Origin of the sequence: Nitrospirillum iridis, assembly GCF_014205765.1 — a bacterium.
Taxonomy (GTDB): Bacteria; Pseudomonadota; Alphaproteobacteria; order Azospirillales; family Azospirillaceae; genus Nitrospirillum; species Nitrospirillum iridis.
Map to the genome: position 1 here is coordinate 261,310 of NZ_JACIIZ010000001.1, position 13,824 is coordinate 275,133.

General features: G+C 68.1%; 16 protein-coding genes. 9 read left to right on the plus strand and 7 right to left on the minus strand.

From position 1 onward, the window contains the following. Positions 1–9 precede the first annotated feature (9 nt). A complete protein-coding gene (locus FHS74_RS01150) occupies positions 10–579 on the minus strand; it encodes a hypothetical protein (protein ID WP_184796662.1) in 570 nt (189 codons plus the stop codon). Between the two features lie 11 nt (positions 580–590). After that, on the minus strand, positions 591–1,160 hold the full coding sequence (locus FHS74_RS01155; RefSeq protein ID WP_184796664.1) for a hypothetical protein: 570 nt from the start codon (positions 1,158–1,160) through the stop codon (positions 591–593). Between the two features lie 332 nt (positions 1,161–1,492). Here FHS74_RS01155 and thrC point away from each other — a divergent pair, with 332 nt between their 5' ends. From thrC to FHS74_RS01170, 3 genes are read left to right on the plus strand one after another with little or no spacing between them, the layout of a single operon-like run. Then, a complete protein-coding gene (gene thrC, locus FHS74_RS01160) occupies positions 1,493–2,908 on the plus strand; it encodes a threonine synthase (protein WP_184796666.1) in 1,416 nt (471 codons plus the stop codon). Further along, positions 2,905–4,176: a M16 family metallopeptidase gene (locus FHS74_RS01165; RefSeq protein ID WP_184796668.1), complete on the plus strand. Its 1,272-nt coding sequence runs from the start codon at positions 2,905–2,907 to the stop codon at positions 4,174–4,176. Before thrC ends, FHS74_RS01165 begins: the two co-directional genes overlap by 4 nt. 39 nt (positions 4,177–4,215) lie before the next feature. After that, complete coding sequence (locus tag FHS74_RS01170) at positions 4,216–4,806, plus strand: GNAT family N-acetyltransferase (RefSeq protein WP_184796670.1); 591 nt, start codon at positions 4,216–4,218, stop codon at positions 4,804–4,806. 141 nt (positions 4,807–4,947) lie between these two features. Here FHS74_RS01170 and FHS74_RS01175 read toward each other — a convergent pair whose 3' ends face one another. From FHS74_RS01175 to FHS74_RS01195, 5 genes are all read right to left on the minus strand, one after another. Next, positions 4,948–5,430, minus strand: coding sequence for a phasin family protein (locus FHS74_RS01175; RefSeq protein ID WP_184796672.1), 483 nt, complete (start codon positions 5,428–5,430; stop codon positions 4,948–4,950). 187 nt (positions 5,431–5,617) lie between these two features. Next, positions 5,618–6,112 carry a YbaK/EbsC family protein gene (locus FHS74_RS01180; protein ID WP_184796674.1) on the minus strand — a complete coding sequence of 165 codons (495 nt, stop codon included), beginning with the start codon at positions 6,110–6,112 and terminating at the stop codon, positions 5,618–5,620. A gap of 4 nt (positions 6,113–6,116) precedes the next feature. After that, entirely contained in the window at positions 6,117–6,929 is an 813-nt protein-coding gene (gene proC, locus FHS74_RS01185) for a pyrroline-5-carboxylate reductase (protein ID WP_184796676.1), read from the minus strand. Positions 6,930–6,981: 52 nt separating this feature from the next. After that, positions 6,982–7,485 carry a type III secretion system chaperone family protein gene (locus tag FHS74_RS01190; RefSeq protein WP_184796678.1) on the minus strand — a complete coding sequence of 168 codons (504 nt, stop codon included), beginning with the start codon at positions 7,483–7,485 and terminating at the stop codon, positions 6,982–6,984. 283 nt (positions 7,486–7,768) lie between these two features. After that, positions 7,769–8,080, minus strand: a complete 312-nt coding sequence (locus FHS74_RS01195) for an accessory factor UbiK family protein (RefSeq protein ID WP_184796680.1) — start codon at positions 8,078–8,080, stop codon at positions 7,769–7,771. A 356-nt stretch (positions 8,081–8,436) separates the two neighbouring features. On the opposite strand from FHS74_RS01195, the gene lgt reads away from it, so the two are divergent. From lgt to pth, 6 genes are all read left to right on the plus strand, one after another. After that, positions 8,437–9,243 carry a prolipoprotein diacylglyceryl transferase gene (gene lgt / locus FHS74_RS01200; protein WP_246462844.1) on the plus strand — a complete coding sequence of 269 codons (807 nt, stop codon included), beginning with the start codon at positions 8,437–8,439 and terminating at the stop codon, positions 9,241–9,243. Then, a complete protein-coding gene (locus FHS74_RS01205; RefSeq protein WP_184796682.1) occupies positions 9,243–10,373 on the plus strand; it encodes a class I SAM-dependent methyltransferase in 1,131 nt (376 codons plus the stop codon). Before lgt ends, FHS74_RS01205 begins: the two co-directional genes overlap by 1 nt. Positions 10,374–10,378: 5 nt before the next feature. Continuing rightward, positions 10,379–11,182, plus strand: coding sequence for a peptidoglycan editing factor PgeF (gene pgeF, locus FHS74_RS01210; RefSeq protein ID WP_184796684.1), 804 nt, complete (start codon positions 10,379–10,381; stop codon positions 11,180–11,182). 169 nt (positions 11,183–11,351) lie between these two features. Beyond that, positions 11,352–12,284 (plus strand): ribose-phosphate pyrophosphokinase, encoded by a 933-nt coding sequence (locus FHS74_RS01215; RefSeq protein ID WP_184796686.1) that lies wholly within the window; start codon positions 11,352–11,354, stop codon positions 12,282–12,284. A 191-nt stretch (positions 12,285–12,475) separates the two neighbouring features. Then, positions 12,476–13,078 carry a 50S ribosomal protein L25/general stress protein Ctc gene (locus tag FHS74_RS01220; protein WP_184796688.1) on the plus strand — a complete coding sequence of 201 codons (603 nt, stop codon included), beginning with the start codon at positions 12,476–12,478 and terminating at the stop codon, positions 13,076–13,078. 9 nt (positions 13,079–13,087) lie between these two features. Then, entirely contained in the window at positions 13,088–13,693 is a 606-nt protein-coding gene (gene pth, locus FHS74_RS01225) for an aminoacyl-tRNA hydrolase (RefSeq protein WP_184796690.1), read from the plus strand. Positions 13,694–13,824: the final 131 nt, after the last annotated feature.

Genomic DNA, 13,824 nt, shown 5'->3' on the forward strand with positions numbered 1-13,824 from the left:
TGGGAAAACTCAAGGAGCCCCCACCCGTGCCGCCTTGGCCGCCCGGGTTTCCAAGGTGGCCCGGCTGGCGGCGGGCATGGTGACGGGCCGCAGGGCCAGATGGGTGATGCGGAAGCCGCTGCCGTGGGGGAAGCGCCGTTCCAGCCGACCGCGGGCGCCCGTATCGTCCGCCGCCCACAGCAGGAAACGCCGGCGCTGCCACGGCACGGCGGCGGGCAGGGCGTTGTCGGCGACGGTGCCGCCCACCTCCACCGTGGCGATCCAGGCGGAGTCGGTCGGATTGCGCCGTTCCTCCAGCACGAAAATGCGGTTTTCCGGCCGGGACAAGCGCTTGGCCTCCTGTTCCAGCCGCGCGCTTTCGTCCTGAAGTGTTTCCAGCGTCAGCAGGATGTGGCGGCGCTGCTGCTTCATGGCGTAGGTGGCGCGGGCCAGGCGCCGGATGCGCTCGTTCTGGTCCCGTCGGCGGGTCACGGCCTGACGACGGCGGACCTTGGCCTGCCGGACGCGGCTCCAGGCGCGTTCGCCCATGATGCCCACGGTCACCGCCACGGCCAACAGGCTCAGCAACAAGGCCATCATGACACGTCCCCCTATCCGCCCTTGGTTTCGTCGCCGGCCTTCGCCGCCCCGCTGTTGGCCAGCTGGATGCTCAACAGCACATAGCCGAGCGGGGCGGGGAAATAGCGTTGCAGGTCGCGCCGGGCGTCGGCCAGGTTCTCCGACCACACCTCGATCATCTGCGGGCTCGCCCACTCCGGGTCCAGGGCCACGGGGTTCCTGGTGTCGGTTTGGGCCTGCTGGACCAATCGGTTGACCATCCAGGCGACGAAGCGGTTCAGGCCGGCATCCTCGCGCCCGACCACCCGCACCGGGGCCAGCGCGCTGCGGCGCGCGTCCTCCAATTCCTTGTCCAGCGCGTAGCGACGGCGGCGCGCCTCGCCCAGGGCGGTCTGCAGACCGGCCAGTTCCTGGCGCAGATCGGATTCGCGCGACTCCAGCCTGTTTTCGATCTGGGCGCCCAGGGGCAGGCGGCTGGCGGCATGGCGCACCTCCGGCTGGCGTTCCACCGCCGCCTCGCCCAGCCTACCGACAATAAGGGTGATCAGGCCCGCCACCACCGCCAGGATGCCGGCCAGCATGATCGCGTGCAGAAGCCCCATGTTTCCGCGGAACGCCCCATCTGATGATCCCCACGCGCCCCGGAACCGATGTGTCGGTCCAGGCTGCCTCAACGGGGGATGCTGCTATTGAACGGCGGGGCCCCGCCCAACCGTCGTTCCTATTGCACCGCAACCGGCGCGACTTTCCAAGTGTCATTTCCATGCATTTTAGATGTCGTTTGGGAGTGGGGAGGCCCCTTGACCGGCGCCCATCCGCCGGGCCGCGCATCCCCCATGCGAATCACCCATGCCCCCCGGGGGTTGGGCCACTTGCGGGACCTTGCGGGCACTGGCTACTGTAGGGGTTCGGGTACAGTCGAGGGATGCCTAGGGTGGATTACATCAGCACGCGGGGCCGGGCGCCGGTCTTAGGCTTTGAGGACGCGCTTCTGGCGGGGCTGGCCCGGGACGGTGGCCTGTATGTGCCGGCGGCGTGGCCGTCCTTCGACGCCGCCGCTTTGCGCGCCTTGCGTGGCCTCAGCTATGGTGAGCTTGCGACACGGGTAATGTCCCCCTTCATGGCCGGTGCCATTGCCGACGATGAGTTGCGAGCCCTGGTCCATGACGCGTATGGCAGTTTCGCGCATGCCGCCATCACCCCCCTGACCCAGCTGGGGCAGGAGGATTGGGTGCTGGAGCTGTTCCACGGCCCCACGCTGGCCTTCAAGGATGTGGCGTTGCAGCTGCTGGGCCGCCTGTTCGACCACGTGCTGGCCAAGCGCGGACGCCGCATCACCGTGGTGGGCGCCACCTCCGGCGATACCGGTTCCGCCGCCATCGAAGCCTGCCGCGACCGTGAGCTGGTGGACATCGTCATCCTGCACCCCAAAGGCCGCACGTCTGAGGTGCAGCGCCGGCAGATGACCACCGTGCTGTCGCCCAACGTGCACAACGTGGCGCTGGAAGGCACGTTCGATGACTGCCAGGCCATCGTGAAGGCCCTGTTCAATGACCAGGCCTATCGGGATGAGCTGAACATCTCCGCCGTCAATTCCATCAACTGGGCCCGCATCCTGGCCCAGGTGGTCTATTACGTGGCGGCGGGCGTGGCTCTGGGCGCGCCGGACCGGGAGGTCGCCTTCGCCGTGCCCACCGGCAACTTCGGCAATGTCTATGCCGCCTACGGCGCGCGAAATCTGGGCCTGCCCATCCGGAGGCTGGTGGTGGGCACCAACAGCAACGACATCCTGACCCGCTTCTTCCAGTCCGGCACCATGGCCACCAACGGCGTCGTGCCCACCATCAGCCCCAGCATGGACATCCAGGTGTCCAGCAACTTCGAACGCCTGCTGTTCGACCTGCTGGGCCGCGACGGCGCCGCCGTGACGGCGGTGATGGACGGCTTCGCCGCGTCCGGCCGCTTCACGGTGGATGAGCGGCAGCTGGCCCAGGCGCGCGGCTTGTTCGACGGCTTCCGCGCCGATGAGGCCGCGACGGCCGAGACCATGCGCCGGGTGTTCGCGACGACAGGCTATCTGCTCGACCCGCACACGGCGGTGGGCGTGCATGCCGCCGCCCAGGCGCGGGCATCCGGCGCCGTCCCGGCCGATGTCCCGCTGATTTCCCTGGCGTGCGCCCACCCGGCCAAGTTCCCCGACGCGGTCAAGGCCGCCACCGGCGTGCACCCGCCGCTACCCCGCCATTTGGCCGACCTTTATGAGCGGGAGGAGCGCGTGACCGTGCTGCCCAACGATGTGGAGGCGGTCAAGGCCTTCGTGCGCGCCAAGTCCCGCGTGGTGGCGGCATGAGCGCCGGGACGGGTATCCAGGTCACCACCCTGGACAATGGCCTGCGCGTCGTCACCGACAGCATGGTGGGCGTGGAGACGGTGTCACTGGGCGTATGGGTCGGTGTCGGCACCCGGGATGAGACGCCGGAGGTCAATGGCGTCGCCCATCTGGTGGAGCATATGCTGTTCAAGGGCACGCCCAAGCGCGACGCCTACCAGATCAGCAGCCAGATCGAGGATGTGGGCGGGCATCTGAACGCCTACACCACGCGCGAGCACACGGCCTATTACGGCAAGGTGCTCAAGGAGGACGCGGCCCTGGCGCTGGACATCGTGTCGGACATGGTGCAGCACGCCAGCCTGGACGCCGAGGAGCTGGTGAAGGAACGCACGGTCGTCCTGCAGGAGATTGGCCAGGCCGAGGATACGCCCGACGACATCATCTTCGATCATTTCCAGGCGACAGCCTTCCCAGGTCAGGCGCTGGGTCGCCCGGTGCTGGGCCTGCCGGAGATCGTGGAAAAGCTCAGCCGGGACGACCTGACGGCTTACGTCCAAGGCCACTATTCCGGCCCCGCCATGGTGGTCGCCGCCTCCGGCCGCATTGAACACGCCCGTATGGTGGAGATGGCGGGCGAGATGTTCGGCGACCTGCCCAAGCCGCAGTCCTGGGTGCAGGAGACGGCCACTTATCACGGCGGCGATTTCCGCGACGAACGTGACCTGGAGCAGACCCATCTGGTGTTGGGGTTCGAGGCCGTGGGCGTCCATCATGAGGACAACTACGCCACCCAGGTGCTATCCACCCTGCTGGGCGGGGGCATGTCGTCCCGACTGTTCCAGGAAGTGCGGGAGAAGCGCGGTCTGGTCTACAGCATCTACAGCTTCGCCAGCCATTTCGCCGAGACCGGCCTGTTCGGCATCTATGCCGGCACCGGGCCGGAGCAGGTGGCGGAATTGGTGCCCGTCGTCTGCGGCGAAGTTGTCGGCGTGGTGGGCACCATCCGGGAGGAGGAGGTGGCCCGCGCGCGCGCGCAGTTGAAGTCCAGCCTGGTCATGGCGCTGGAAAGCAGCATGGCGCGGTGTGAGCAGGTGGGGCAGCAGATGCTGATCCACGGCCGCCCGATCCCGGTGGCGGAGATGCTGGCGCGGGTGGACGCTGTGGATGTGGCGGCGGTGGAGCGGTGCGCTCGGCGTCTGCTGGACAGCGCGCCGGTGGTGACGGCCCTGGGGCCGCTGGACGGGTTGGAATCGTATGACCGCATCCGGACCCGCCTGGGTCACTGAGAAACGGCGACGAACCGGGGCAGGGAGGGGCTCAAGGCGGTGATACGGCTGTTGAACGCCGATATCCTCAGCACACCGGCCATCCGCCTGGATGGGCAGCAGGTCTATCTGCGCCCGGCCCAGGTGAAGGATTGGCGGGACTGGGCCGATCTGCGGGAACGCAGCCGGGATTTCCTGGCGCCGTGGGAACCCACCTGGCCGGCCGATGCCCTGCTCCGTCCCTCCTTCCTGCGCCGGGTCCGCCGTCAGGCGGCGGAATGGCGCAATGATGAGGCCTACAGCTTCCTCATCTTTGAACGCTCATCCGACCGGCTGGTGGGCGGCATCGGCCTGTCCAACATCCGCCGCGGCGTGGCCCAGATGGGCACCATGGGCTATTGGGTGGGCAAGCCCCACGCGCGGCGCGGCTATACCAGCGAGGCGGCCATCGTGGCGTTGGGCTTCGCTTTCGGCCAGCTGGGCCTGCACCGGGTGGAGGCCGCCTGCCTGCCCACCAACCAGCCCAGCCAGGGCCTGCTGGAGAAGGTGGGCTTTGTGCGAGAGGGGTATGCGCGCGGCTATCTGCGCATCGATGGCCGTTGGGCCGATCATGTGCTGTACGCCATCCTGCGCGATGATTGGCGCGGTTGACGGTTTGTAGTCGGCCACGGCGGCTTTAACGCCGGTGACCCGATGGCCGACCGTGGCGGTCGACTGTGGCGCGGCTCATCGACAAACAAAAGCGGCGCCCCGTGAGGGACGCCGCCTTGAACTTTCGCGCTATCGAAAGGCTCAGTGCTTCAGCTGGGCCTTGGCGATCGCCGCCTTCACTTCCTCGATGCTTTCCTTCACGCGGTTGGACAGCACGTCGGCGGCTTCGCTGTTGGACTTGGCGACCAGCTCGGCCAGTTCCTTGATGTTGGCCAGCGCCTTTTCGAAGGCGGTCTTGACCAGCTCAGCCTGCTTCGCGACCTTGTCTTCCGGCGAACCGACGGACAGGAAGTCGGAAACCACGGAGGAGGTCTCCTCCAGGCTCTGGCGCAGGATTTCGGCCTGGCGGCGCAGGACGGCCTGGATGCCTTCCACGGCCAGCTGGTTGGCGGCCGTCACGGCCTCGATGTTCTTCCGCTGGGCGGAGACGAAGGCGTCGACATCGATGCCGGGCACCTTGTAGTCAGCCAGCGTCTTGCTGAAATCGATCTTGGTGAATTCCGCGAACTTGGACGGATCGAAGAACTTCGTCATGTCGAAATCGAGAAACGGGTTGGTCGCCATAGTGTCAGTTCCCTATACGGCTTGCGCCGCTGCGGTGCGGCAATTCCGAGGGGATAATGCTCGGGGAGGCCCGGCCGGTCAACCGTTTTTGTGCACCGCACAATGAACTCTTTAGGCTAGTGCGCCCCGCCGGGTACCGCCACAGGTCGAACTGGTCACGGAGGTGCATTGGGCGCCGCCGGTCCGCCTAGGCGACGTCCACGACCCGCGCGCCCGCCAGGCGGGCCAGGACGTCCGGGGCAATGGGAAACACGGCGTTAGGGGTGCCCGCTGCCGCCCAAACCGTAGGAAAAGACAGCAAACGCCGGTCGAACAATGTGACGGGCGTCACCGCGTGACCCAATGGTGGAACACCGCCGATAGGGTAACCGGTGGTCAATCGCACGAATTCCGGATCCGCCCGCACCAGCCGGTCGCCATTCAGACGGTCCGCCAGGGCGCGGGCCACCAGCGCCTCGTTGATACGGGTGGCGCCGGACGCGACCACCAGGACGGGGTTGTTCGTTTCGCGTGTGCGAAAAACGATTGACTTGGCAATCTGTGCTGCGTCGCACCCGATCACGGCCGCGGCCTCCCCCGCCGTGCGGGTGGCCGCGGCGAATTCCACGACATGGATGGGCTGGCCCAGGTCGTTCAGCAGGTTCTGGATCTTCTGCGCGCTGGGGCTGAGGGGACCGGCCATGGTGTCAGCCCGCCAATTCGCGGGACCGCCGGGCGGCGGCATCCACGGCGCGGGTCATAAGCGGTGTCAGCCCAGCCGCCTCGTCCATCAGCACGTCCAGTGCCGCCTGGGTGGTGCCCTTGGGACTGGTGACATTGATGCGCAGCTGGGTGGCGGTGGTGCCGGGTTCACGGTGGAGCAGTTCACCGGCCCCGGTCACGGTGGCGCGTGCCAAGCGTAACGCCAGGTCCGCCGGCAGGCCGGCGGCGGCGGCGGCGGCGGCCAGCGCCTCCACCAGATGGAAGACATAGGCGGGGCCGCTGCCCGATACCGCGGTGACAGCGTCGATCAACCCCTCGTCATCCACCCACACCACCTCGCCCACGGCGCTCAGCAGACGGTGGCAAAGGTCGCGCTGACCATCCGACACGGCGGGGGTGGCGAAGGCGCCGGAAATGCCCCGCCCGACGGCCGCCGGCGTGTTGGGCATGGCGCGCACCAGGGCGGCGGCGTCCCCCAACACCTTCTGGAAGGTGGCCACCGTCTTGCCGGCGGCGATGGACAGGAACACGGCGCGCCCGGCATAGGGCGCGTAGGCCGGCAGCGCCTGGTCCATCACCTGGGGCTTCACCGCCAGCACCACGGCGGCGGGGACGAAATCCGCCGGGATGGCGCCAGCGTCGGCCACGACCAGCGCGTCACCGGCGCCGGAGCCAGCGGCGGACACACCCGGATCGACAATGACCACGCGGCGGACGGTGCCCGCCGCGCGCCAGCCGGACAGCATGGCGCCGCCCATCTTGCCGAAGCCCACCAGCAACAAATCCACTGCCGTCATCCCCGCACCTTATTCATTTCAGTCAAACAGAGGTCCCGGGGTGGGGGCTGTATCAAGCTTCGCCGAGCGTGTCCAGGATGGCGGCGGAAACAGCGTCCGCGGCACTTTTGCCCCCCCAGATGACGAACTGGAACGCGGGATAATAGCGCTCGCATTCCGCCACCGCGATTTCCACCAGATCCTCGATCTGCTCTACGCTGGCGGCCCGGGTCCCGCGCAACAGCAGAGTCTGGCGGAACATCGGCGTGTGCTCTTCGCTGCACACGTCGAAATGGCCCAGCCACATCTTGCCGTTCACCTCGGCCAGCAGTTCGTTGACCGCCACCTTGCGGGCCGGCGGCACCTTCATGTCGAACTGGCAGGAGAACTGCATGGCGCTGACTTCATTCTGCCAAACGAAAAACAGCCGGTAGTCGCACCACCGGCCGTTGATCTCGACGATCATCTCGTCTTCGCTGGCGCGCTCGAACGGCCATTCGTTGGCCGTGACGATCTCCTCAACGATGTCGAGGGGATTATGGGTGTTGCTGCTTGTCTCGACGGCAAGTGCCGACATGATACGCCCTCCTGTCGCGCGCGATGGCAAGGGACGACCTATTCCACCCCGGCGTCATGGCCGAAAACCGTTCCGGCCTAAAAACTCAAAATCTGGTGCTGCCGGGCGTGGAAGCTACCAGGGGTACGGTGCCAGAGGATAACCGGCCCCGCAACCGTCTTCTGCCCCGTCTTCTGCCCCGAGGGGCTACACCGCCCCGCCCGGCCGGCGGGGGCGTGAAGGCCCAAGGCCGGGGCGCCCTGGGTTTGGCGCCCCGGGACCCTTTCAGGCCACGCGTGGCCGGTCAGACCGCCTTGTCATCGGCCGAGGCGGCCGCCGCCTTGGCCACCACCGACTCAAGATGGGTCACCCGGTCCAGCAACGCCTGCTGCAAGGCCATCAGGCGGTTGATCTCATCCTCCTGCGCGCGGGCGCGGGCGGCCATTTCCTTCACCGCCTCGAATTCATCCCGGCTGACCATGTCAAGGCCGCTCAGCACGCGTTCCAGACGCTGGCGCACATGGGTCTCCACCTCATTCTTCAGCCCGGCCACGGCGCCCATGGCGCCCCCGGCCACGCGGGCCAAATCGTCCAGCACCTTATTATCCACCTGCATCGCCTCAACCCTCGAAGTGCCCCCGGCGCCCCGCCGCACCCCGCGAAACGGGGTCGATGGACGCGCGGTCAATGAAGCGGCCATTATCGTCCCCCCTATTCGCAGGTGCAACAGCGCCTTGGGGGAGCCGACTGAGGCCATCAGTCCCATGGGTGGCGGTTGCGACCCCGGCCCCGGAACCCTATAAAGCCCAGCAGCCGGTCTTATCCATGCGCCTGGCCCGCCCCTCGGGATCTCTGCCCCGTGGGTTAGCGGCCATGTGGGGGTGGAACCATACCGGGACAAGGCCTGCCGGTGAGCCCAGCGCCCGCCGCATGCCTGTTCCAGAAGACGTCCATGGGGATTTCCGCAGCATCATGGCCCTCGCCTTTCCTGACATCAGCCCCACCATCGTGGAAATCGGCCCCTTCGCCCTGCGCTGGTACGCGCTGGCCTACATCGTCGGCGTGACCCTGGGCTACCGCCTGGCCCTGGGCATGGCGCGGCGCATGAAGGGCCGCCCGACACCGACTGAGCTGGACGACTTCCTGGTCTGGGCGGTGGTGGGGGTGCTGGCCGGCGGCCGCATCGGCTTCATCCTGTTCTACAATCTGGACTTCTACCTCCAGAACCCGCTGGACATGCTCAAGGTCTGGCACGGCGGCATGTCCTTCCACGGCGGCATGGCCGGCGTGGCGTTGGCCATCCTGCTGTTCGCCCGGCGGCGCGGCTTCAATCCGCTGGTGTTGGGCGACCTCGCCGCCGTGGCCGCCCCCATCGGCCTGTTCCTGGGCCGCCTGGCCAACTTCGTGAACGGGGAGCTGTGGGGCCGGCCCACCGATGTGCCCTGGGGCATGGTGTTCCCCCACGCGCCTGACGGTCTGCCCCGCCACCCCAGCCAGCTGTACGAGGCCGGGCTGGAGGGCGTCGTGTTGTTCAGCGTCCTGTTCCTGCTGTCGCGGCTGCCCGCGGTGCGTGACCGCACCGGCACCCTGACCGGCGCCTTCCTCATCGGCTACGCCCTCTGCCGCATCACCGCGGAGTTTTTCCGTGAGCCCGACGCGCAGTTGGGCTTCCTGCTGGGCGGCGGCGTCACCATGGGCCAGATCCTGTCCATTCCCATGGCCCTGATCGGCGTGGCGCTGGTGGCGCTGGCCCGGCGCCGCGCGCCGGCGACCGCCTGATGATCGCCGAGGCCAGTGGCACCCTGGCGGATCACCTCATCCGCCGCATTGGCCGCGAGGGCCCGTTGCGCCTGTCCATTTTCATGGCGGAGGCGCTGGGTCATCCCACGCTTGGCTATTACACCACCCGCGATCCCCTGGGGGTGGCTGGCGACTTCACCACCGCGCCCGAGATCAGCCAGATGTTCGGCGAGCTGCTGGGCCTGTGGTGCGCCCAGTCCTGGCTGACCCTGGGCTCGCCCACGCCGGTGCATCTGGTGGAACTGGGCCCCGGGCGCGGCACCCTGATGGCCGACGCGCTGCGCGCCATGGGCCGGGTGCCCGGTCTGACCGCCGCGCTGCGCGTCCATATGGTGGAGACCAGTCCCGCCCTGCGCGCCCGGCAGCGGGCGACGCTGGCGGCCCTGCCCACCGCCGTGCTGCCGCCCCATTCCATCGCCTGGGCCGACAGTCTCGAGGCGGTGCCCGAGGGACCGCTGTTGTTGCTGGCCAATGAGTTCTTTGACGCGCTGCCCATCCGCCAGATGCAGAAGACCGCGCGTGGCTGGGCCGAACGCTGCGTCACCTGGCTGCCGGCCGAGCGCCGCTTCGCCTGGGCGCTGGACGCCACGGGCGGGGCCGAGCTGTTGGTGCCGCCGGCGTTGCGGGGGGCGGAGGAGGGGGGCGTGGTGGAGCTGTGCCCCGCCGCCCTGACCGTGGCGGGAGAGATCGGCCGGCGACTGGCGGCCGCCCCCGGGGCGGCGCTGGCCGTGGACTACGGCTATGACGCCCCGCCGCTCGGCGACACCTTGCAGGCGGTGCGCAACCACGCTTATGCCCCGGTGTTGGATGCCCCCGGCCTGGCGGACCTGACCGCCCATGTCGATTTCCGCACCCTGGCGGCCACCGCCGTGTCGGCCGGGGCCCAAGCCCATGGGGTCGTGGACCAGGGCACGTTGCTGGGGCGCCTGGGCATCAGGCAGCGCGCCGACGCTCTGAAGCGGGCCGCGACGTCCCCCCAAGCCCACGCCATCGATCTGGCGCTGGACCGTTTGACCCATCCCGATCACATGGGCCGCCTGTTCAAGGCCCTGGCGCTGACCAGCCCCGGCTGCCCCCCGCCCGCAGGCTTCGACGCAGCAGAAGGCTGAAGACCATGACCGCCGCCCCCATTCCCCCGGACCGCGCCTTCATCACCCTGGATGCCCTGGACCTGCCGGGCGTCCGCCACGGTTACTTCACCCGGCGCGACGGCGTGTCCGGCGGACTGTACGCCGGGCGCAATGTCGGTTTCGGCTCCAACGACGATGCCGGCCTGGTGGCGGAGAATCGGGCGCGCTGCGCCGCCGACCTGGGGCTTGGGGCTGACAGCCTGGTCACCGTCTATCAGGTGCACAGCCCCACCGTGGTGACGGTCGACCGGCCCTGGCCCAGGGAGGAGGCGCCGCAGGCCGATGCCCTGGTCACCCGCCAGCGCGGCATCGCCCTGGGTATCCTGACCGCCGATTGCGTGCCCGTGTTGTTCGCCGATGCCGAGGCCGGCGTGGTGGGGGCGGCGCACGCCGGTTGGAAGGGCGCCTTCACCGGTGTGCTGGAGGCCACGGTGGCGGCCATGGTGGCCCTGGGCGCCGACCCCGCCCGCATTGTCGCCGGTGTCGGCCCCCATATCGGTGCCCGCTCCTACGAAGTGGGGCCGGAGTTCGAGGCGCGCTTCCTGGACGCCGATGGCGACAACCGCCGCTTTTTCCAGGCCGGTACGCGGGCCGGCCATCCCCTGTTCGACATCGGGGCCTATGTCGGCCACCGGCTGGCCGGATGCGGATTGGATACAATAGCCGACACCGGTCACGACACGGTTGCGCAAGAAGATCTGTTTTTCAGCTATCGCCGCGCCACGCTGCGGCGCGAAGCCGATTATGGGCGTCATATCAGTGTGATAGCCCTGTCGCCTGGGCCCTGAGGCGGGCCGCTCCGCACCGTCCTACCCCTGTACGGGCGCATGCCCCCTGTGCCGTGATCGCGGGGGGCTGCGGTTTACAGGGTGGGGTCCGGCTGATATGGTCCGCGCGCCTTTATGAAGGTATGAAGACGCCCCGGCGTCGCCCACTTCCTACTCAAAAGAGCGACCCATGAAGCTCATCGCCGGCAACAGCAATCGTCCGCTTGCCGAGGCCATCTCGGTCTGCCTGAAGGTTCCGCTGACGAAGGCCAGCATCCGGCGCTTCAGCGACATGGAAGTCTTCGTGGAGATCCTGGAGAACGTCCGTGGCGAGGACGTGTTCGTCATCCAGTCCACCTCCTACCCGGCCAACGACAACCTGATGGAACTGCTGGTCACCATCGACGCGCTGCGTCGTGGCTCGGCCCGGCGCATCACCGCGGTGCTGCCCTATTACGGCTATGCCCGCCAGGACCGCAAGACCGGCCCCCGCACCCCGATCTCGGCCAAGCTGGTCGCCAACCTGATCACCACCGCCGGCGCCAACCGCGTGCTGACCATGGACCTGCACGCCGGCCAGATTCAGGGCTTCTTCGACATCCCCACCGACAATCTGGTGGCCGCCCCGGTGTTCGTGCAGGACATCGAGGCCACCATGGGCCGCGAAAACCTAATGATCGTGTCGCCCGACGTGGGCGGCGTAGTCCGCGCCCGCGCCATCGCCAACCGCCTGGACGCCGATCTGGCCATCATCGACAAGCGGCGTGAGCGCGCCGGCGTGTCGGAGGTCATGAACGTCATCGGCGACGTGACCGGCCGCCACTGCATCCTGGTCGACGACATCGTGGATAGCGCCGGCACCCTGTGCAACGCCGCCGTGGCCCTGAAGGAACGGGGGGCCCTGTCGGTGCGCGCCTACGTCACCCACGGCGTGCTGTCCGGTGGCGCCGTCGCCCGCGTGGCGCAGTCGCCGCTGGAGGCGCTGATCACCACCGACAGCATCCAGGCGACCGAGGCCGTGCGCGTCTCGCGCAATGTCCGCCACCTGACGGTCGCCCCGCTGATCGCCGAAGCCATTGAGCGCATCAGCCACGAGAAGTCGGTGTCGTCTCTCTTCGACTGAACCTTCGGTCAGTCGCGCCCGTCTCTTCGACTGACGCTCCATCCGATAGGACCCGGTACCCTTGAAGGCGGCCTCATGGCCGCCTTCTTGGATCTGTGTCTTGACTCCGGGCCCTCGCGCGCATACACCCGCGCATTCCGACCGCGCTCAGCACCCCTGGAGGCTGGCGCATTTTCTTAAGGAGAGTACCAATGACCCAGATTATCGCGCTCGCCGCCGAGGCGCGGAACGGGGCAGGCAAGGGGACCGCCCGTCAGACCCGCCGCGATGGCCGCATCCCTGCCGTGATCTACGGCAACAAGGAAAAGCCTGTGACGATCTCCTTGGAGGCCGTCCACTTCACCCGCGTCCTGCACAAGCCGGGCTTCTTCACCCATCTGTACGACGTCACCGTCGATGGCGTGACCACCCGCACCCTGCCGCGCGACGTCCAGTTCGATCCGGTGACGGACCGTCCCCTGCACGTCGACTTCCTGCGCGTCAGCGAGACCACCGAGATCGTCGTGAAGATCCCGGTGGAGTTCGTGGGCCACGAAGCCAGCCCCGGCCTGAAGCGTGGCGCCGTGCTGAACATCGTCCGCCACGAGGTGGAACTGCACGTCCGCGCCAACAACATCCCGGAACACCTGACGGTGAACCTGGACGGCGTTGACGTCGGCGCGTCCATCCACATCAGCGGCGTGGCGCTGCCGGAAGGCGCCCGTCCGGTCATCGACCGCGACTTCACCATCGCCACCGTCGCCGCTCCCTCGGGCCTGAAGTCCGAAGAGAACGCGGCGGCTGCCGAAGCCTGATAACAGACGATGCGGTTGGTCGTCGGTCTGGGCAACCCTGGCCCGGAATACGCAGGCCATCGCCACAACGTCGGCTTCATGGCGGCGGACGAACTCGCCCGTCGCCATCGGTTCGGCCCCTGGAAGAAGCGCTTCCAGGGGCTGATCACCGAGGGGCAGATCGGCCCCGAGAAAATCCACCTGTTAAAACCGCAGACCTTCATGAACCTGTCCGGCCAATCGGTCGGGGAGGCGATGCGTTTTTACAAGATGACGCCCGAGCAGGTCATCGTCCTGTATGACGAACTGGACCTGCCGCCCGGCAAGCTGCGCGTCAAGAAGGCCGGCGGCGCCGGCGGCCACAACGGCATCCGCTCCATCGACGACCATATCGGCAAGGACTACTGGCGCGTGCGCCTGGGCATCGGCCACCCGGGGGACAAGACCCTGGTGCACGGCTGGGTGCTGTCCAACTTCGCCAAGGCCGACCAGACCTGGCTGGTGCCCTTCCTGGACGCCATCGTCAGCGACTTCCCCCTGATGACCGAGGGGGAGCCGGAGAAGTTCCAAAGCCGCATCGCGCTGGCGACCCAGCCGGCCAAGCCCGCCAAGGCGGCGGCCCCTGGCTCCAGCTAAGGCGCGCCCCGTGCCTGCGGAATTCCATGATGACGGCCGTTCCTGGCTGCTTTTTTCCTGATCCGGCGTGGCTCCGGTGGCGTCCTTGTCGCCCCCTCCTTTGCCGCCGATAGACGAACGGCCCGGGATCA